Below are 19292 nucleotides of genomic sequence, written 5' to 3'. Positions count from 1 at the left end.
GGGGACGGGAGGTAGGGGGGGGTGGGGGGGGGGGGAAGATGGCGTAGATTAGCCATCCCGTGGGCGGGAGGGGGGGGGGGGCCCCCCCCCCCGCCGCCCCCCCCCCCCCCCCCCCCCCCCCCCCTCCGCCGTGTCCCGGCGGTGCCCTCTGCGCCCGGACGCCCCGCAGGCAACCTCAACTTCCTCTGCCGGAAGCATTGACGAAACACGGGGCCCCTCCTACCTTCGACCCCGTCGTACTTCGTACGTCATATATGAGACGCGATACGCGAGATCCGATACGTGAGATCCGATACGCGAGATCCGAGAGGCGCGCATGACCTCTGTGCCCACGCCGATCCCCTCCCGCACGCAGTTCGTGCTGGAAGGGATCAAGCACCGCATCCTCACCGGACAGCTGACGCCCGGTCAGGCCCTGGTCGAGACCGAGCTCGCCGCGCAGTTCGGGGTGTCCAAGACCCCGGTGCGGGAGGCGCTCAAGACCCTGGCCGGCACCGGACTCGTCGTGATGAACCAGTACAAGGGCGTCACGGTGCGCATGGTGGACGCGGACATGGCGCGCGAGGTCTACGACGTACGGCTGCTCCTGGAGCCCGAGGCGCTCAGGCGCGCCGTGCGGCGCGGTGCCTCCCTGGACGCGGCGCGCTCCGCGCTGACCCGGGCCGACGACGCCACCGACACCGCCGAACGCTCCCTGGCCAACCGGGAGTTCCACCGCGCCCTGTACCTGCCGTGCGGCAACCCGCTGCTCGGCCGGATGCTCGACGAGGTCCGGGACCAGGCGGCCCTGGTCTCCGCGGTCGCCTGGGCGGCCTCGCCGTCCTGGGAGCGGGAGGCCGGCGAGCACCGGGAGATCCTGCGGCTCGCCCTGGCCGGTGACGCGGACGGCGCGGCGAGCGCCCTCCACGCGCACATCGCGTCGTTCGTGCAGCGGGCCTTCCCCGGGGCCGGCGAAGAGGAAGGCCAGGAATGAGCAGCGTGACCTTCGAGACCCAGCGGTCGGCCCTGGCCGACGTGGTGGCGATCCCGGTGACCCCGTTCGCCGAGGACGGCTCCGTCGACAGGGACGCCCACCGGGCCCTGCTGCGTCGTCTGCTCGACGGCGGCGTGCGGACCCTGACCCCCAACGGCAACACGGGCGAGTTCTACGCCCTCACCCCCGAGGAGCGGCGACTCGTCACCGAGCTGACGGTCGAGGAGGCCGGCGGCCGGGCCGCGATCCTCGTCGGGGTCGGCCACGACGTGCCCACCGCCGTCGCCTCCGCACGGCACGCCCGTGACCTCGGCGCCGGCATGGTCATGGTCCACCAGCCCGTCCACCCCTACGTCTCGCAGAGCGGCTGGGTCGACTACCACCGGGCGATCGCCGAGGCCGTGCCCGAGCTGGGCGTCGTGCCGTACATCCGCAACGCGCAGCTCACCGGCGCCCGCCTCGCCGAACTCGCGGACGCCTGCCCCAACGTCGTCGGCGTGAAGTACGCCGTCCCGGACGCGTCCCGGTTCGCCGCCTTCGCCAGGGACGCGGGTCTGGACCGCTTCGTGTGGGTGGCCGGCCTCGCCGAGCCGTACGCCCCCTCCTACTTCTCCGCGGGCGCCACCGGCTTCACCTCGGGGCTGGTGAACGTCGCCCCCGCCGTGTCGCTGAACATGATCGAGGCGCTGCGGGCCGGGGACTACCCGGGCGCGATGAAGGTCTGGGAGCAGATCCGCCGCTTCGAGGAACTGCGTGCCGCCAACGGCTCCGCGAACAACGTCACCGTCGTGAAGGAGGCCCTCGCCTCTCTGGGGCTGTGCCGGCGCGAGGTGCGTCCGCCGAGCAGGCAGCTGCCCGAGGACGAACGCGCCGAGGTCGCCGCCATCGCCTCCGGGTGGTCGATATGAACCGGCCCGTCGCCGCCAAGCGCCCGGAGGAACTCCGCAGCCACCAGTGGTACGGCACCGAGGGGCTGCGCTCCTTCAGCCACCGGGCCCGCACCCGCCAGCTCGGCTACCTGCCCGAGGAGCACCTCGGCAAGCCCGTCATCGCGATCCTCAACACCTGGTCCGACATCAACCCCTGCCACGTGCACCTGCGCGACCGCGCGCAGGCCGTGAAGCGGGGCGTCTGGCAGGCCGGGGGTTTCCCGCTGGAGTTCCCGGTCTCCACGCTCAGCGAGACCTTCCAGAAGCCGACCCCGATGCTCTACCGCAACATGCTCGCGATGGAGACCGAGGAACTGCTGCGGTCCTACCCGGTCGACGGGGCCGTCCTGATGGGCGGCTGCGACAAGTCGACGCCGGCTCTCCTGATGGGCGCGGCCAGTGTCGACCTGCCGACGGTGTTCGTACCCGCCGGGCCGATGCTGCCCGGGCACTGGCGGGGCGAGGTCCTCGGCTCCGGCACCGACATGTGGAAGTACTGGGACGACAAGCGGGCCGGGCTCATCGGCGACTGCGAGATGACCGAGCTGGAGAGCGGCCTCGCGCGCTCACCCGGGCACTGTATGACGATGGGTACGGCGTCCACGCTGACGGCCGCCGCCGAGGCGCTGGGCGTGACGGTCCCCGGGGCGTCGAGCATCCCGGCCGTCGACTCCGGGCACGACCGGATGGCCGCCGCGTCGGGCCTGCGCATCGTCGAACTCGTCCATCGGGGACGGACCCTGAACGACCTCCTCACCCGGGACGCCTTCGAGGACGCGGTGACGACCGTCCTCGGCCTCGGCGGCTCCACCAATGCCGTCATCCACCTCATCGCCATGGCCGGCCGGGCGGGCGTCCGTCTCACCCTGGACGACTTCGACCGCGTCGCCCGCACCGTCCCGGTCCTCGCCAACGTGCGCCCCGGCGGCCGGACGTACCTCATGGAGGACTTCCACTTCGCGGGCGGCCTGCCCGGCTTCCTGTCCCGGATACCGGACCTGCTCCACCTGGACCGGCCGACGGTCTCCTACGACACCCTGCGCGAGCAGCTCGCCGGTGCCCAGGTCCACGACGACGACGTCATCCGGCACCGGGACAACCCGGTGGCGGACGAGGGCGGGGTCGCCGTCCTGCGCGGCAACCTGTGTCCGGACGGCGCGGTCATCAAGCACATCGCCGCCGAACCGCACCTGCTCAAGCACACCGGCCCCGCGGTCGTCTTCGACGACTACCGCACGATGCAGCGCACCATCAACGACCCGGACCTCGGCATCACCGCCGACAGTGTGCTGGTGCTGCGCAACGCCGGCCCCAAGGGCGGCCCCGGCATGCCCGAGTACGGCATGCTGCCGATCCCCGACCACCTGCTCAAGCAGGGGGTCAGGGACATGGTGCGGATCTCCGACGCCCGGATGAGCGGCACCAGTTACGGCGCCTGCGTGCTGCACGTGGCACCCGAGTCGTACGTCGGCGGACCGCTGGCCCTGGTGCGCGGCGGCGACCCGATCACCCTCGACGTCGAGGCGCGGACCCTTCAACTCCACGTGGACGACGCGGAGCTGGAGCGCCGGAGAGCGGAGTGGACCCCGCCGCCCGTCCGGTACGAGCGCGGCTACGGCGCGCTCTACAACGAACAGATCACCCAGGCGAACACCGGGTGCGACTTCGAGTTCCTGGCCCGCCCGGGCAAGGTGCAGGACCCGTACGCGGGCTGAACCCCCGGGCTCATCTCGGACCCAAGAGGCCCGTCGGGCCCATCAGGCCCAACAGGACGACCAGCACCGCGAGAACCCCGCACCGCCGGAACCACCCGCACCGCCGGAACCACCCGCACCGCCAGTCACGGACAAGAACGCCCCGCGCACCAGCAGAAAGCGCTTCCTCGCACGACGTACCAGAACGGAGAACTGTCATGGCCCAAGCCGCAGCCGTGGCGAAACCGCCCGCGCCACCCCGGCGACGCCGTGCCTCCGCCACGCCGCGCAGGCTCCCGTACCTGCTGATCGCCCCGGCGGCCCTGCTGATGCTGGGCTTCATCGCCTATCCGGTCGTCAGCGTCTTCTACTACAGCCTGCAGAACTACAACCCCACCAAACCGTGGCGCAACGGCTTCGCGGGCTTCGACAACTTCGTCCATGCCTTCACCGACGACCCGCAGTTCTGGGGCACGCTGACCTTCAGCGCCAAGTGGGTGATCGTCGAGGTGGGCCTGCAACTGCTGTTGGGCCTGGCGCTGGCCCTCATCGTCAACCAGACCTTCGTGGGCCGCTCGCTCGGCCGGGCGCTCGTCTTCTCCCCGTGGGCCGTCTCCGGTGTGCTGACCTCAGCGATCTGGGTGCTGCTCTACAACTCCCAGACCGGCGTGACCCGTTACCTCGCGGACCTGGGCATCGGCCAGTACGGCACCAGCTGGCTGTCGGACACCTCGACGGTGTTCCCGGCGGCGATCGTCGCCGACCTGTGGCGCGGTGTCCCCTTCTTCGCGATCCTCATCCTGGCCGACCTCCAGTCCGTCTCGAAGGACCTGTACGAGGCGGCCGAGGTCGACGGGGCGAGCCGGATCAAGCAGTTCCGGCACATCACGCTGCCCCACCTGAAGGACGCCATCGTCCTGTCCACGCTGCTGCGCGCGGTCTGGGAGTTCAACAACGTCGACCTGCTCTACACCCTCACCGGCGGCGGACCGGCCGGCGAGACGACCACACTCCCGCTCTACGTCGCCAACACCAGCGTCGACGCCCACAACTTCGGCTACGCGTCCGCCCTGACCACGGTCGCGTTCGTGATCCTGCTGTTCTGCTCGATGGTCTATCTGCGGCTGAGCAAGTTCGGAGGCGACCAGAAATGATCACCACGGAGGCCACCGAGGTCGCACCCGCTCCCGAGCACGTGCCCGCCGCGCCCGACCGGCGCCCGCGCCGCGACCGCCGGGCCTGGGACGAGGTCCCCCGCTGGCAGATCTACCTGCCGCTGGGCATCTACCTCGTCTTCACCCTGATCCCCTTCTACTGGATCCTGCTCTTCGCGCTGCGGCCGGCCGGCTCGACCTCGCTGGTGCCCTGGCCGGTCACCTTCGACCACTTCGAGAAGGTGTGGACGGAGCGCGCCTTCGGCACCTACTTCCAGAACAGCGTGCTGGTCGGCGTGGCCACCCTGTTCCTGACCACGGTCGTCGCCCTGGCCGGCGGCTACGCGCTCGCCCGGTTCGACTTCAAGGTCAAGAAGGCCTTCATGCTGGCCCTGCTGTGCACCCAGTTCGTGCCCGGCGCGCTGCTCCTGGTGCCGCTCTTCGAGATCTTCGCCAACCTGCGGATGATCAACTCGCTGGCCAGTGTGGTGATCGCCGAGACGGTCTTCCAGCTGCCGCTGTCGATCATCCTCATCAGCGGGTTCATCAGGAACGTGCCGCCCTCGCTGGAGGAGGCTGCCTGGGTCGACGGCTGCAACCGTCTCACCGGCTTCCGCATCGTCGTCCTGCCACTGCTGCGGCCCGGTCTGATCGCGGTCGGCTCCTTCGCCTTCGTGCACGCCTGGAACCACTTCCTGTTCGCCCTGATGTTCCTCAGCGACCAGGGCAAGCAGACCATCCCGGTCGGCCTCAACACGCTGATGAGCGCGGACAGCGTCGACCTCGGCGCGCTGGCCGCGGGCGGCATCATCGCTGCCGTGCCCGTGGTGCTGGTGTTCGCCTTCATCCAGAAGTGGCTGATCACCGGCTTCAGCGCGGGGGCGGTGAAGGGATGACCGGGACCGTACGCGCCGACCGCGTCCGCCTGTCCGGCGGCGCGCCTACCCTGCACGCAACGATCGACGGCGCCGAGGCGGCCGGCCGGAAGGCGGCGCGCGGCGCGGGCGCAGGGAGGCTCCCATGACGAACACCGCACTGCCCGTCGTCCTGGCCGGCGCCCGCGGCCACGGCCGCTGGCACCTGGACAACATCCGCCGGCTCCAGGACAAGGGGATCGTCGAACTCGCCGGTGTCTGCGAGCTCACCCCGCTCGCCCCGGCCGAACTCCCCGACGGCCTCGGCACGCCCGAGCAGTCCGCGGACTTCGGCGGCCTCCTCGACTCCACCGGCGCCCGGATCGCGGTGATCTGCACCCCGATCCCCACGCACACCGAGCTGGCGCTGACAGCCGCGCGCCGGGGCGTCCACCTCCTCCTGGAGAAGCCGCCCGCGCCCTCCTACGCCGAGTTCCGCCGGATGGCCGACGGGGTCGCGGAGGCCGGGGTCGCCTGCCAGATCGGGTTCCAGTCGCTCGGCTCGCACGCCGTGCCCGCGATCCGCCGGCTGATCGCCGAGGGCGCGATCGGCGAGGTGCTCGGGGTCGGCGGCGCCGGGGCGTGGGCGCGTGCGGAGGAGTACTACCGGCGTGCGCCGTGGGCTGGCCGGCGCAGGATGAACGGGGCCGACGTGATCGACGGGGTGCTCACCAACCCGCTCGCGCACGCCGTCGCCACCGCTCTCGCCCTGGGCGGCTCCCCGCACGCGGAGGACGTCACCGGGATCGAGACCGAGCTCCTGCGCGCCAACGACATCGAGTCCGACGACACCTCGTGCGTCCGCGTCACCACCGCCACGGGGCGGCGCATCACGGTCGCCGCGACCCTGTGCGCCGAGGACCCCGGCGAGCCGTACGTCGTCGTGCACGGCACCAGCGGCCGGATCACCTTCTGGTACAAGCAGGACCGGGTGCTGCTCCAGCGTGCCGACCACGGCCCCGAGGAGTCCGAGCACGGCCGCACCGACCTGCTGGAGAACCTCGTCGACCACCTCACCGACGGGGCCGGGCTGCTGGTCGCCCCGGAGGAGACCGGCGCGTTCATGAAGGTCGTCGAGGCCGTCCGGCAGTCGCCCGACCCGGCCCCGCTGCCGGCCGCCGCCTGGCACCTGCTGCCCGGCGAGAACCGCCGGGTGGTGCCCGGCATCGACAAACTCGTCGCGGCCGCCGCCGACACCCTCGCCCTCTACTCGGAGCTCGGCGCCCCCTGGGCAGCGGGCGCGGGACCACTTCCGGAGCAGGTGAGCACCTGATGACCAGCACCGACTCGCCGGTCCTGCGCGTCGCGGGCCGTCCCGTCTGCCGTTACGTCACCCGGCCCGAACTGCCGCCCCGGCTCTCGCCACGCCCGTACCTGCACCCGGTCACCACCCTGTCCGGTACGGCGGTCACCGAGCTCAGCCCGGCCGACCACACCCACCACCTCGGCGTCGGTGTCGCCGTTCCCGACGTCGAGGGGCACAACTTCTGGGGCGGGCGCACCTACGTCCGTGACCGGGGGCCGACCGAGCTGGACAACCACGGCGCCCAGCGCCACACGGCGTTCCAGCTGCGCGACCCCGACGGTTTCGTGGCGGAGCTGCGCTGGGTGGCCGCGGGCGGCGAGCTGCTGCGCGAGCGGCGGACGGTCGCGGCCGGCGAACTGACCGACGGCGCCTGGGCGCTGGACTTCACCTTCTCCCTCACCAACGTCACGCCGGACCCGCTGTCGATCGGCAGCCCCGCCACCAACGGCCGCCCCGGCGCCGCCTACGGCGGTTTCTTCTGGCGGGCCCGCAAGGAGGAGGACGCCCCGCACGTCTTCACCGCCGACCGCGAGGGCGAGGGCGAGATCCACGGCACGCGCGCCGACTGGCTCGCCCTCGCGGGGTCGGGCTGGACGCTGGTCTTCGCCGGGGCCACGGAGGCGACCCGGCGCGACCCGTGGTTCGTGCGCACCGCCGAGTACCCGGGCGTCGGCTCGTCGCTGGCGCACCGGGAGCGGCTGCCGGTCGCGCCCGGTGACACCGTCGTCCGGCGGGTCGTCACCGTGGTCGCCGACGGCGCCCTGGACCGGGACGCCGCCGCGGCCCTGGTGCGCAAGGCGGTGAACCGGTGAGCGCCGAACCCGCCGAGGAGACCTACCGCAACCCCGTCCTGAACGCCGACTGGTCCGACCCGGACGTCGTGCGCGTCGGCGACGACTTCTACCTGACCGCCTCCAGCTTCGGCCGGGCCCCCGGCCTGCCCCTGCTGCACTCGCGCGACCTGGTCAACTGGACGCTCGTCGGCCACGCACTCGAACGCCTGGAACCCGCCGCCGAGTTCGCCTCGCCCCGGCACGACCGCGGGGTGTGGGCACCGTCGCTGCGGCATCACGACGACCGGTTCTGGATCTTCTGGGGCGACCCCGACCAGGGCGTCTTCCAGATCAACGCCCCCGAGATCAGGGGCCCGTGGAGCCGTCCGCACCTCGTGAAGGAGGGCAGGGGCCTGATCGACCCCTGCCCCCTGTGGGACGAGGAGAGCGGCGAGGCCTACCTGGTGCACGCCTGGGCCAGGTCCCGCGCGGGCGTCAAGAACCGGCTGACGGGCCACCGTATGCACCCCGACGGCACCTCGCTCATGGACGAGGGCAAGGTGATCGTCGACGGCGACCGCGTCCCCGGCTGGTTCACCCTCGAAGGGCCCAAGCTGTACCGGCACGACGGCTGGTTCTGGATCCTGGCGCCCGCCGGGGGAGTGGAGACCGGCTGGCAGGGCGCCTTCCGCTCGCGCGGGTTCTTCGGGCCGTACGAGGAGAAGGTCGTCCTGGAGCAGGGGGACACCGACGTCAACGGGCCCCACCAGGGCGGCTGGGTGCGCACTCCGTCCGGTGAGGACTGGTTCCTGCACTTCCAGCAGCGGGGTGCCTACGGCAGGGTCGTGCACCTCCAGCCGATGCGCTGGGACGGCGCGGACGGTTGGCCGGTGCTCGGGGACCACGGCACCCCCGTGGCCGTACACCGGCGGCCCGCCCTGCCGCCGCAGCAGGCCGCCCGGCCCGCCACCGACGACGAGTTCCCCGGCGGGCGGTACGGCCGTCAGTGGCAGTGGACGGCCAACCCCCAGGCCGGCTGGGCCACCCAGCACTCGGGTGACGGGCTGCGGCTGGCCTGCGTCCGCTCGGCCGGCGCGCACGACCTGCGCACCGTGCCGAACGTGCTCACCCAGCGGCTGCCCGGCACGCCCGTGGCCGTCGAGGTCGACCTGCGGCTGCACGGCGAGGAGCCGGGCGCCCGCGCCGGACTCGCGGTCCTCGGCGACGCGTACGGCTGGATCGGGCTCCAGCGGGGCGCCGACGGGACCGTGCACCTCGTGCACCGCTTCGCCGAGCCGGTCGCGGACCGGGAGCGGGACGCCGGTCATCCCTGCCCCGCGCCCGGGGAACGCGCGCGGCTGCGGATCGAGATCGGCGCCGGCGCCCGCTGCCGCTTCTCCTACGACGTCGGAGCCGGCCCGCGCGCCTCCGGCCCCGTCTTCGCCGCCACCCCCTGGCGCTGGGTCGGAGCCCTGCTCGGCCTGTTCGCCCTCGCGCCGGTCGGTTCCGGAGACGCCGGCACGGCCACGTTCACGCACTTCCGCATCACCCCCTGACCCACCCGACTCGCACGCCTGTGGGGAGCCGCCATGACGCACCTCCGTAGCAAGCGCTTGCTGAAGCCGTTCGCACCACGCACCACGTCACGTCCGAGCCGGATCCAGAAGAAGAGAGCCGATCACATGAAGACCAGCATCCGCAGAAGCCGGCGCGCCGCCATCGCGGTCGCCCTCGGCGCCTCGCTCGCGCTCACCGCCACCGCCTGCGGGGACGACGGCAGCGGCACCGGCGGCGACAAGGGCGCCGAGGGCAGCGGCAAGGGACAGATCGTCTTCTGGGACAACAACGGCGGTGTCCGCACCGACATCTGGAAGGAGATCATCGCCGACTTCCAGAAGGCCAACCCGGACATCAAGGTCAAGTACGTCGGCATCGCCTCCACCGAGTACCAGTCGAAGGTCGACACCGCCATCCAGGGCGGCGGTCTGCCGGACGTCGGCGGTGTCGGCGCGGCCATGCTCGCGGGCTTCTCCGCCCAGAAGGTGCTGGACCCGCTGGACGACCGCCTCGCCGCCTCGCCGCTCGACGGCAAACTCAACGAGGACATGGTGAAGTCGCTGAAGGCGGCCGGCGGCGGCGACGGCACGCTCTACTCGATCCCGACCTCCGCCAACAACGGCGTCCTCTACTACCGCACCGACCTGTTCAAGCAGGCCGGCCTGGACGAGCCGACGACCTGGGAGAAGTTCTACAAGGCCGCGGACAAGCTCACCGACGCGGGCAAGAACAAGTTCGGCTACACCATCCGCGGCGGCGCCGGCTCGATCGCGCAGGCGCTGGACGCGATGTACGGGCAGTCCGGCATCACCTCGTTCTGGGACGCGAGCGGGAAGAAGACCACCGTCAACGACCCGAAGAACGTGGCAGCGCTGGAGAAGTACGCCGCCCTCTACAAGAAGGACACCCCGTCCGCCGACCTCAACAACGACTTCACCAAGATGGTCGCCCAGTGGGACACCGGCACCATCGGCATGCTGAACCACAACCTGGGCTCCTACCAGGACCACGTGAAGGCGCTCGGCGCCGACAGGTTCCGGGGCATCCCGCAGCCGATCGGCGCCACCGGCAAGCGGGTGCAGGTGTCCAACCCGGTCGACGGGCTCGGGCTGTTCAAGAGCTCCAAGCACAAGGAAGCCGCCTGGAAGTTCATCGAGTTCGCCTCCTCGCACGCGGAGAGCTCGAAGTTCAACGAGTCGGCGGGCCAGGTCCCGGCGAACAACGACGCCGCCAAGGACGCCTGGATCTCCAAGGCCGAGCCGACCAAGCTGGCCGCCGCCGCGCTGACCGACGGTTCCACGACCATCGTGCAGCTGCCGTACTACCTGCCGGACTGGAACACCATCTCCAAGGCCGACAACGAGCCGAACTTCCAGAAGGTCCTGCTCGGCAAGATGAGCGCCAAGGAATTCCTGGACACGGTCGCCGGCCAGCTGAACGCGGCGCAGGCCGAGTGGAAGCAGCGCGGCTGACTCCGCCGGCCGGTGCCGTAGCGGCCGGTCCGGGGTGGTGAGGTCGTGCTCGATCCCCGGACCGGCCGTGGCCCGGCGCGCCCGCGCGGCGCGCCGGGGGACACGGACACCGCGTCGTCCCCGAAGAACCCACATCCCCCTGTTGAGAGGTGCACCTCCCGTGTCCCTTACCCGCAGACAGGTCACCGGCGCGGCCCTCGCCGCGCTGCCCCTCGGCGCCGCCGGCGCCGCCACCGCGCGGGCCGCCGGGCGCCGCCGTACCCTCTACATCGCCGGCGACTCCACCGCCGCCCAGAAGTACGCCGACGCCGCACCCGAGACCGGATGGGGCATGGCACTGCCGTTCTTCCTGTCCCGGGACCGGCCCGTCGCCAACCACGCGGTGAACGGGCGCAGTTCGAAGAGCTTCGTCGACGAGGGGCGGCTCGGCGTCGTCCTGGACGCGATCCGGCCCGGCGACCTCCTGCTGATCCAGTTCGCGCACAACGACGAGAAGACCACCGACCCCCTCCGGTACACCGAGCCCTGGACGACGTACCAGGACTACCTGCGGCAGTACGTCGACGGGGCGCGCGCCCGGGGCGCCCGGCCGGTGCTCGCCACGCCGGTCGAGCGGCGGCGGTTCGACGCGGACGGCAACGCCGTGCCCAGCCACGGCGACTACCCGGCGGCGATGCGCGCGCTCGCCGGACAGCAGCGGGTGGCGCTGCTCGACATCCAGGCCCTGTCGCTCGCGCTGTGGCAGCGGCTGGGGGTGGAGGAGACGAAGAGGTACTTCAACTGGACGGCGACCGAGCAGGACAACACGCACTTCAACCCGCCGGGCGCGATCGCCGTGGCCCGGCTGGTCGTGCGGGAGCTGCTGCGTACGCGGGTGCTCGGGCCGCGTGAGGCGCGCCGGCTCGGCGAGGAGATCCCCGAGTCCTGGATCACCTGGCCGCCGGCCGCCGCGTAGCCGCCCGCGCAACCACCACAGTCGAACCGGAAAGAGAGAGCCGCACCATGAACTCACGTGTATGGCATGCACATGCCACGGCTGTCCGGATGGCCGCGTCGCTCGGCTGCGCCGCGCTCGTCCTGTCCGTGACCGGCACCTCCGCCCAGGCCCAGCCCCGCGACCCGGCCCGCCAGACCCTCCCCGCCAACGACGGCTGGGCCGCGTACGGCACCGGCACCACCGGCGGCGCCGCCGCCGACGCGGCGCAGGTGCACACCGTCACCACCTGGGCCCAGTTCAAGGCCGCGCTCGCCGCAGACGGCAGCGCACCGAAGATCATCAAGGTGAAGGGCACGATCGACGCGGTCTCCGAGGGCTGCGACTCGCTCGCCGCGCCCGGCTACGACTTCGACGCCTACCTCGCCAAGTACGCACCGGAGAGCTGGGGTCTGGACACCGACCTGAGCGCCGAGCCCGACGACAGCCCCGAGGGCCTGCGCCGCGTCTCCGCCGCGAACCAGGACCAGACCATCAAGGCGAACATCCCCGCCAACACCACCATCATCGGGATCGGGAAGAACGCCGGGTTCAAGGGCGCCAGCCTCCAGATCAAGGCCGTCGACAACGTCATCGTCCGCAACCTGACGTTCGAGAGCCCCGTGGACTGCTTCCCGCAGTGGGACCCCACCGACGGCACCCACGGCAACTGGAACTCCGAGTACGACACCGCCGTCGTCTACGGCTCCACCCACGTCTGGCTGGACCACAACACCTTCACCGACGGCAGCCACCCCGACAGCGCGGCACCGACCTACTTCGGCATGCTCTACCAGCAGCACGACGGCGAACTCGACATCGTCCGCGGCGCCGACCACGTCACCGCCTCCTGGAACGCCTTCACCGAACACGACAAGACGATCCTCATCGGCAACAGCGACAGCGAGTCGACCGCGGCGGGCGACCGCGGCCACCTCAAGGTCACCTTCCATCACAACCTGTTCTCCGGGCTGGTGGAGCGCGCGCCGCGGGTGCGCTTCGGGCAGGTCGACTCCTACAACAACCACTTCGTCGCCGACGACTCCTACTCCTACAGCTTCGGCATCGGCAAGGAGTCCCAACTCGTCGCCCAGCACAACGCGTTCACCCTGCCGTCCGGGGTCAGCGCGGCCAAGGTGCTGAAGCGCTGGAACGTGTCGCCGGTCACCGCCGACGACAACTACGTCAACGGCACCCCGACCGACCTGATCGCCGTCCACAACGCGGAGATCCCCGGCGAGGTCCTCCCGTCCGGCGCGGGCTGGACGCCCACCCTGCGCACCGAGGTCGACCCCGCGAAGTCGGTCCCCCGGATCGTCGACTGCGGCGCGGGCGCCGGACGCCTGGGCTGATCCCCTACGACGGCCGGGGCGGCCCGCACCGCCCCGGCCCCCTCCCCGCACAGCCGCACCGCGCATCGCGAAGGAGCACCCGTATGCCCTCGCCCCACTCCCGACTCCCCGTGTCCAGAAGGGGATTCCTGCTCGCGGGCGCCGGCACGGCCGCCGCCCTCGGCCTCGCCGCCGGGCCCGCCCGCGCCGCCGGCCCCCGGCGCCCGTTCGGCCGCTACGGCTCACCGGCCGCCCGGCTCACCCCGCAGACCCTGTACGTCGACCCGCACGGGCGCGGTGACGCGACCACCGTCCGGGAGGCCGTGGCCGCCGCGACCGGCGCCGACCGGACCCTGGTCATCGCCCCGGGCACCTACCGGGACACGGTCGTCCTCGACGCCACCCGCACCGGTGCGACCTGGATCGGGGCCTCCGAGGACCCCCGTGACGTCGTGCTCGTGTACGACAACGCGGCCGGCACCCCCAAGCCCGGCGGCGGCACCCACGGCACCACCGGGTCGGCCACCACGACCGTGCAGGGCGACGGCTTCACGGCACGCTGGATCACCTTCGCCAACGACTGGCTGCGCGCCGACCACCCCGGCGTCACCGGCACCCAGGCTGTGGCCGTCAAGGTGCAGGGCGACCGCAGCGCCTTCCACCACTGCCGCTTCCTCGGCCACCAGGACACCCTCTACGCCGACTCCACGGCCCTCGGCACGTTCGCCCGGCAGTACTACGCGCACTGCTACGCCGAGGGGGACGTCGACTTCGTCTTCGGCAGGGCGACGGCGGTCTACGAGCACTGCCACTTCCACGCCCTGGACCGCACCGACCTGGCGGCCGCCCCCTACGGCTTCGTCTTCGCGCCGTCCACGGCGGCCGCCAACCCGCACGGATACCTGGTCACGGACAGCCGGGTGAGCAGCGCCGCACCCGACGGGTTCTACAAACTGGCCCGCCCCTGGGTGCCCAGCTCCGACACCACCGCGCGTCCGTCGCTCACCGTCCGGGACACCCACCTCGGCCCCGGCATCGACGCGGCCGCGCCCTACACCAACATGTCGGACGCCTTCCCGTGGCAGAGCCAGCGCTTCGCCGAGTACCGCGACACCGGGCCGGGAGCGCGGATCACCGTTCCCGAGAACCGTCCCCAACTCACCCGCGAGCAGGCGAGGTCGGAGACCCGCGCGGCCTACCTGGGCGACTGGGCGCCGTGGAAGGAGGGGTGCTGAGATGCGCCGGCGCACCCTGCTGGCAGGCGTCGCCGGCGGCCTGGCCGCCGGCGCGGCGACCCCCGCCCGCGCGTCCGGCCGCCGCGTCCTGCACGTCCGGCCCGGCGACTCGCTCCAGGCGGCCGTGGACACCGTCGACGGACCCGGCCGGACGATCGTCGTGCACCCGGGGACCTACCGCGAAGTCGTCAACATCCCTGCCACGGCACGCGAGTTGACCCTGCGCGGGGCGACCCGCGACCCGCGGGACACGGTCATCGTGTACGGCAACGCCAACGGCACCCCGAGGCCCGACGGCAGCGGCACCTACGGCACGGCGGGCTCCGCCACCTTCACCTCCGCCGCCCCCGGCCTCACCGTCCGCCACCTCACCCTCGCCAACGACTGGCTGCGCGCCGACCACCCCGGGATCACCGGCACACAGGCGGTGGCGGCGTACACCTACGGCGACCGCACCCACTTCGACAACGTGCGGCTGCTGGCCCACCAGGACACCCTGTTCACCGAGACGACGGCGCTGGACGCCTTCGACCGCCAGTACTTCCGCCGCTGCTACATCGAGGGCGACGTCGACTTCGTCTTCGGGCGGGCGACCGCCGTCTTCGAGGCGTGCCACTTCCACACGCTCGACCGGGACGTGGACTTCACCCCCAAGGGCATGGTCTTCGCCCCCTCCACGGCCCGCGGCAACCCTTACGGCCTGCTCGCGGTCCGCAGCCGGATCACCTCCGGCGCGGAGGACGGGGCGTACAGGATCGCCCGGCCGTGGGTGCCGTCGTACGAGACGACCGCCTGGCCCGCACTGGTCGTACGGGACACCTGGATCGGCCCCGGCATCGACCCGGTCGCCCCCTACACGAACATGAGGGACGCCTACCCCTGGCAGACCATGCGCTTCCGTGAGTACGCCAACCGCGGCCCCGGCGCGGTGACCACGGTGCCGGAGAACCGGCCGCAGCTGACCGCCGAGGAGGCCGCCCGGCACACCCGGCGGACATATCTGCGGGACTGGAGGCCGTATGAACGGCCGTGACCAGGGAGGCCGTGTGAAGGCGTCCGGGCCGCCCTGCTCACCGACCGGCTGCGCGCCGTCCGGCGTTCCCGGCCTGTGAACGTCCCCCTTCCCCCCTCTTCCCCTTCCCCCCGCCCCCCCCGAACGACGAAAGGACTCGCACTCCATGTCTCGTCGTACCGCTCTGATCCTCACCTCGGCTCTCGCCCTCGGCGCCGGACTCGCCGTGCTCCCCACCCAGGCACAGGCCGCGACCGTCGTCGTCAGCAACACCACCGACCTGTCCAACGCCCTCAAGAACGCCGCCCCCGGCACCGTCATCCAGGTCCGCGGCGGCACGTACCACCCGACGGCCACCCTCCAGTCCACGGCCAACGGGACCTCCTCCGCGCCGGTCACCCTCACCGCGTACGGCTCGGAGACCGTGAAGATCGACGGCTCCTCGCTGCCCGACGGCGACTGGATATTCAAACTGACCGCCGACTACTGGAACGTCTCCGGCATCACCTTCCAGAACTCCCCGGACAGCGCCGTCGTCTGCCAGTCCTGCACCGGCACCAACTGGAACAACGTGAGGACCATCAACGGCGGTGACTCCGGCTTCACCCTCACCGGGGACGGAACGGTGAACAACACCGTGCGCAACCTGGACAGTTACGGCAACTACGACGCGGCGAACCACGGCGAGAACGCCGACGGTGTCGCCGTGAAGTTCGGCTCCGGCACCGGCAACCTCATCACCGGCGCCCGCCTCTACAACAACTCCGATGACGGGATCGACTTCTGGTCCTTCTCCTCACCCGTCACCGTCGAGCACACCTGGTCCTTCGGCAACGGCGCCAACCGCTGGTCCGACTCCGCCTTCGCCGGGGACGGCAACGGCTACAAGCTGGGCGGCGACGGCGAGGTGGTCGCCCACGTCGTCAACAACTCCGCCGCCTGGGGCAACGCCGGCAACGGCTTCACGGAGAACTCCAACACCGGCGCCCTGGTCGTCAACCGCACCACCGCCTACGCCAACAGCAAGTGGGGCTACTACTTCGCCACCGGCTCCGCCCGGCTCGGCAAGAACCTCGCCGCCGGCAACGGCGGCGGCGCGGTCAGCAAGAACGCGAAGGTCACCTCGTCCGGCAACACCTGGGACTCCGGCGTCTCCACACCGGCCTTCCGCTCGACGGACGCCTCCAGCACCTACAACGCCCGCGGCACCGACGGCTCGCTGCCCGCGACGACGTTCCTGACGACGGGCAGCACCACCGTCGGAGCCACCATGAACTGACCCCGCCCGCCCTCCACATCCCCGGCCGCTTGACCCGGATTTTGCCCGTGCGGGAGGTATCGATCGGGCAACGGGTCTCGCGCCCGGCGGGGTGACGCGCGTAGAACACCTGTCATGTATAAGCCACTGCGTATCGCGGCGATCGCCGCAGCGTGTGCCGTCGCCGGTGCCGCCCTGTACGGCACCGGTGCCGCCACGGCCGGCCAGTCCACGGCCAACTCCACCCACGAGCCCTACAACATCGGGCTTCTGGTGAAGGACATCGACACCTACTACGGCACCACCGCCGACGCCGCCGGCGTGTACCAGGCGTCGCCCGACAGCCCGTACGCCAAGGACCTCGCGCGTCTGGACCGGGCCGCCCGCGCGTACATCGACAAGGCGGCCCGCAAGGCGCACCACCGGGGCGAGAAGCCCGCGGTCGTCTTCGACATCGACGACACGCTGCTGCTCAGCCTCGACTACGAGAAGCGCTACAACTACACGTACAACGGCACCACCTGGGCCGACTACGTCAACAAGGCCGACCGGCCGGCCGTCTTCGGCAGCCCGGAACTCGTGCGGTACGCCGAGTCCGAGGGCGTCGAGGTCTTCTACAACTCGGGTCTGAGCGAGGCGCAGCGTTCCGCCGCCGTCGAGAACCTGAAGAAGATCGGCGCCGACGTGAACCTCGACGCCGGCCACGTCTTCCTCAAGGACAAGGCGAACCCCCCGTCCTACCTGAGCGGCTGCGCCACCCCCGGCACCTGGACCTGCACGACCGTGCAGTACAAGGCCGGCACCCGCAAGCACATCGAGAACGACCTCGGGTACGAGATCGTCGCCAACTTCGGTGACCAGTACTCCGACCTCGACGGCGGCTACGCCGACCGCACGTACAAGCTGCCGAACCCGACGTACTTCGTCAGCTGAACCGCCGCCCGTCGGAATCCTTCCGCGTGAACGCCCCCGCCGGTCGTCACCGGCGGGGGCGTCCCGGTCGCCGGCCGAGGGGGGCTCTGACCGGCGCGCTGCCGGCCGAGGGGGGCTCAGGCCGGCAGGTCTGTGGGGTCGTACGACGTTGTCCGTCTTCTGCTGCACTGGTTCAAGCACTGGTTCATGCACTGGTAGAGACGCCGAATGCGAACGTGTGGTTGTTTCTGATCTTTGTTGTTCGAAGCGTCTCGTTGTCCGAAGCGCCGTGCGTCCTCTCCCGGGGGAGCGGAACCCCGCACTCCCCGGTCGCCGCCGGCGCGCGGAAGGTTGCCGCGCCTTCAGGACTTTCTCACGAGTCGTCCCCGTCGTCCGTGTGCGCCGCGAAGCCGCCCGACACGGCGCGGTGTTCGCCGGCCGCCGTGGCCGTGACCGCGTAGCCGTCGTCCTTCGCGTCCCGGCCGCCGCGGTCGTGGTCGTACTGGCCGGCGAACACCCACTCGCCCTCGGGGACCGTACGGCCCTGCTTGAGCTCCCAGGTGTAGACGAGGAAGCCGTCCCGCTCGCCGACCGTCAGCGTGAAGTCGTCCTCCGGCAGCGAGCGCCAGGCCCCCGTGGAGTCGACCCCGCCGCTCTGCGCGACGCTCAGCCGGACGGTGAGCGCGGTCAGCGGCACGGAGGTTTTGATCGTGACGTCGCTCTGCGCCCAGAAGTCGTTGCTGTGCGGGTCCACCGAACCGTCCGACCACAACGGGCCGTCCTTCTCGCCGCCGCCGGACGGCACCACGGGGGCCGGCGGGGAGGCCGAGGGCGTCCGTGCGGGGGAGCCGACGGGCTTGTGCGTGGCCGGGGCGGTCGGCGTCGGCCGGGCGGACGGACGGGGCGGGCGGCTCGTGGCGTCCGGCGGGGGGGTGGGCGTCGCGGTGACCGCGACCGACCGCTGCGGCGCGGCGTCCTCCTTCACCGCGGAGGCGACCGCGTAACCGCCGACGGCGAGCATGCCCGCGACCGCGGCCGTGGCGCTCACCACCCGCGCCCAGCCCCACACCGGCGGACGGGTGGCCCGGTGACCAGGGCGGTCCTGCCCGCTCATGCCACGTTCGACGCGGGCCAGGATGCGGGCGCGGTCGGGCTCGTGGGCCTCGGCCGCCTCGTGCAGCCGGGCGCGCAGCCCGCCCGGCACGTCCTGCTGCCTCATCGGTTCCTCCCTCCGCTCTCGCCGGTGCGTCCCATCGCCGCGTGCACCCGCTGCGGCGCCCCCTGCTTCCCGAGCAGCCGCTGGAGTTCGGCCATCCCCTTCGACGTCTGGCTCTTCACCGTACCGACCGAGACACCGAGCGCGAGCGCGGTGTCCTTCTCCGAGAGGTCGAAGGCGTGCCGCAGCACGACACAGGCCCGCTTGCGGAACGGCAGCCGGCGCAGCGCGTCCTGGACGTCCACCACGCCCGCCACGTCGGGGTCGTCGGCCCGCTCGTCGCGCTGGGACCAGAACAGGGCGACGCGCCGCCGCTCGCGCACCGCGCTGCGGATGCGGCTGCGTGCCAGGTTGGCGACGACGCCTCGCGCGTACGCCACCGGGTGGTCAGCCGCGCGCACCCGGTCCCAGCGGTGCCACAGGGCCAGCAGGGCGTCCGCCGCCAGGTCGTCGGCGGCGTCCGCCTCACCGGTCAACATGTGGGCCAGACGGGACAGTTCGGCGTAGTGGCGTTCGAAGAAGGCGTGGAACTCCGCGGAGGCGTCGTCGTCGACGACCGTGCCCACGGGCGGCCTCCCTTCGC

17 protein-coding genes are annotated in these 19292 nt (G+C 71.9%); 15 read left to right on the top strand and 2 right to left on the bottom strand.

All coding sequences use genetic code 11. From position 1 onward, the window contains the following. Positions 1-316: 316 nt before the first annotated feature. The 15 genes from AC07AZ_RS30480 (at position 317) to AC07AZ_RS30410 (ending at position 17514) form a co-directional block, all read left to right on the top strand. Positions 317-973 carry a GntR family transcriptional regulator gene (locus tag AC07AZ_RS30480; RefSeq protein ID WP_478853412.1) on the top strand — a complete coding sequence of 219 codons (657 nt, stop codon included), beginning with the start codon at positions 317-319 and terminating at the stop codon, positions 971-973. Beyond that, positions 970-1881 carry a dihydrodipicolinate synthase family protein gene (locus AC07AZ_RS30475; protein WP_478853410.1) on the top strand — a complete coding sequence of 304 codons (912 nt, stop codon included), beginning with the start codon at positions 970-972 and terminating at the stop codon, positions 1879-1881. The genes AC07AZ_RS30480 and AC07AZ_RS30475 overlap by 4 nt, the downstream gene beginning before the upstream one ends. After that, positions 1878-3617, top strand: coding sequence for an L-arabinonate dehydratase (gene araD / locus AC07AZ_RS30470; protein WP_478853408.1), 1740 nt, complete (start codon positions 1878-1880; stop codon positions 3615-3617). The genes AC07AZ_RS30475 and araD overlap by 4 nt, the downstream gene beginning before the upstream one ends. Before the next feature lie 197 nt (positions 3618-3814). After that, positions 3815-4750, top strand: coding sequence for a carbohydrate ABC transporter permease (locus AC07AZ_RS30465; RefSeq protein ID WP_478853406.1), 936 nt, complete (start codon positions 3815-3817; stop codon positions 4748-4750). Further along, positions 4747-5646: a carbohydrate ABC transporter permease gene (locus AC07AZ_RS30460; protein ID WP_478853404.1), complete on the top strand. Its 900-nt coding sequence runs from the start codon at positions 4747-4749 to the stop codon at positions 5644-5646. Before AC07AZ_RS30465 ends, AC07AZ_RS30460 begins: the two co-directional genes overlap by 4 nt. A gap of 124 nt (positions 5647-5770) precedes the next feature. After that, positions 5771-6937 (top strand): Gfo/Idh/MocA family protein, encoded by a 1167-nt coding sequence (locus AC07AZ_RS30455; protein WP_478853402.1) that lies wholly within the window; start codon positions 5771-5773, stop codon positions 6935-6937. Next, positions 6937-7782, top strand: coding sequence for a DUF6807 domain-containing protein (locus AC07AZ_RS30450; protein WP_478853400.1), 846 nt, complete (start codon positions 6937-6939; stop codon positions 7780-7782). The genes AC07AZ_RS30455 and AC07AZ_RS30450 overlap by 1 nt, the downstream gene beginning before the upstream one ends. Continuing rightward, positions 7779-9299, top strand: coding sequence for a glycoside hydrolase family 43 protein (locus AC07AZ_RS30445; RefSeq protein WP_478853398.1), 1521 nt, complete (start codon positions 7779-7781; stop codon positions 9297-9299). Before AC07AZ_RS30450 ends, AC07AZ_RS30445 begins: the two co-directional genes overlap by 4 nt. Before the next feature lie 126 nt (positions 9300-9425). After that, positions 9426-10772, top strand: coding sequence for an ABC transporter substrate-binding protein (locus tag AC07AZ_RS30440; protein WP_478853396.1), 1347 nt, complete (start codon positions 9426-9428; stop codon positions 10770-10772). Between the two features lie 160 nt (positions 10773-10932). Beyond that, positions 10933-11727 (top strand): rhamnogalacturonan acetylesterase, encoded by a 795-nt coding sequence (locus AC07AZ_RS30435; RefSeq protein WP_478853394.1) that lies wholly within the window; start codon positions 10933-10935, stop codon positions 11725-11727. Between the two features lie 47 nt (positions 11728-11774). Then, positions 11775-13097, top strand: coding sequence for a pectate lyase family protein (locus tag AC07AZ_RS30430; RefSeq protein ID WP_478853392.1), 1323 nt, complete (start codon positions 11775-11777; stop codon positions 13095-13097). An 83-nt stretch (positions 13098-13180) separates the two neighbouring features. After that, a complete protein-coding gene (locus AC07AZ_RS30425; protein ID WP_478853390.1) occupies positions 13181-14311 on the top strand; it encodes a pectinesterase family protein in 1131 nt (376 codons plus the stop codon). A gap of 1 nt (position 14312) precedes the next feature. Then, the gene (locus tag AC07AZ_RS30420) at positions 14313-15344 is read left to right on the top strand and encodes a pectinesterase family protein (RefSeq protein ID WP_478853388.1); all 1032 of its coding nucleotides are present in this window, start codon (positions 14313-14315) and stop codon (positions 15342-15344) included. A gap of 145 nt (positions 15345-15489) precedes the next feature. After that, the gene (locus AC07AZ_RS30415; RefSeq protein WP_478853386.1) at positions 15490-16602 is read left to right on the top strand and encodes a right-handed parallel beta-helix repeat-containing protein; all 1113 of its coding nucleotides are present in this window, start codon (positions 15490-15492) and stop codon (positions 16600-16602) included. A 114-nt stretch (positions 16603-16716) separates the two neighbouring features. Then, positions 16717-17514: an HAD family acid phosphatase gene (locus tag AC07AZ_RS30410; protein WP_478853384.1), complete on the top strand. Its 798-nt coding sequence runs from the start codon at positions 16717-16719 to the stop codon at positions 17512-17514. 352 nt (positions 17515-17866) lie between these two features. On the opposite strand, the gene AC07AZ_RS30405 is transcribed toward AC07AZ_RS30410, so the two are convergent. Further along, positions 17867-18712, bottom strand: coding sequence for a hypothetical protein (locus tag AC07AZ_RS30405; RefSeq protein ID WP_478853382.1), 846 nt, complete (start codon positions 18710-18712; stop codon positions 17867-17869). Then, positions 18709-19275 carry a SigE family RNA polymerase sigma factor gene (locus tag AC07AZ_RS30400; protein ID WP_478853380.1) on the bottom strand — a complete coding sequence of 189 codons (567 nt, stop codon included), beginning with the start codon at positions 19273-19275 and terminating at the stop codon, positions 18709-18711. Before AC07AZ_RS30400 ends, AC07AZ_RS30405 begins: the two co-directional genes overlap by 4 nt. Between the last annotated feature and the right edge of the window lie 17 nt (positions 19276-19292).

The organism is Streptomyces sp. NPDC043878 (assembly GCF_056435735.1).
Note: the sequence above shows the minus strand (reverse complement) of the source record. Positions and strands in the feature narration are given on the sequence as shown.

Coding starts and splice junctions, on each gene's coding strand:
- AC07AZ_RS30405 (WP_478853382.1), bottom strand. CDS start 18,712: ATGAGGCAGCAGGACGTGCCGGGCGGGCTGCGCGCCCGGCTGCACGAG.
- AC07AZ_RS30450 (WP_478853400.1), top strand. CDS start 6,937: ATGACCAGCACCGACTCGCCGGTCCTGCGCGTCGCGGGCCGTCCCGTC.
- AC07AZ_RS30425 (WP_478853390.1), top strand. CDS start 13,181: ATGCCCTCGCCCCACTCCCGACTCCCCGTGTCCAGAAGGGGATTCCTG.
- AC07AZ_RS30440 (WP_478853396.1), top strand. CDS start 9,426: ATGAAGACCAGCATCCGCAGAAGCCGGCGCGCCGCCATCGCGGTCGCC.
- AC07AZ_RS30480 (WP_478853412.1), top strand. CDS start 317: ATGACCTCTGTGCCCACGCCGATCCCCTCCCGCACGCAGTTCGTGCTG.
- AC07AZ_RS30415 (WP_478853386.1), top strand. CDS start 15,490: ATGTCTCGTCGTACCGCTCTGATCCTCACCTCGGCTCTCGCCCTCGGC.
- AC07AZ_RS30465 (WP_478853406.1), top strand. CDS start 3,815: ATGGCCCAAGCCGCAGCCGTGGCGAAACCGCCCGCGCCACCCCGGCGA.
- AC07AZ_RS30420 (WP_478853388.1), top strand. CDS start 14,313: ATGCGCCGGCGCACCCTGCTGGCAGGCGTCGCCGGCGGCCTGGCCGCC.
- AC07AZ_RS30475 (WP_478853410.1), top strand. CDS start 970: ATGAGCAGCGTGACCTTCGAGACCCAGCGGTCGGCCCTGGCCGACGTG.
- AC07AZ_RS30460 (WP_478853404.1), top strand. CDS start 4,747: ATGATCACCACGGAGGCCACCGAGGTCGCACCCGCTCCCGAGCACGTG.
- AC07AZ_RS30410 (WP_478853384.1), top strand. CDS start 16,717: ATGTATAAGCCACTGCGTATCGCGGCGATCGCCGCAGCGTGTGCCGTC.
- araD (WP_478853408.1), top strand. CDS start 1,878: ATGAACCGGCCCGTCGCCGCCAAGCGCCCGGAGGAACTCCGCAGCCAC.
- AC07AZ_RS30455 (WP_478853402.1), top strand. CDS start 5,771: ATGACGAACACCGCACTGCCCGTCGTCCTGGCCGGCGCCCGCGGCCAC.
- AC07AZ_RS30430 (WP_478853392.1), top strand. CDS start 11,775: ATGAACTCACGTGTATGGCATGCACATGCCACGGCTGTCCGGATGGCC.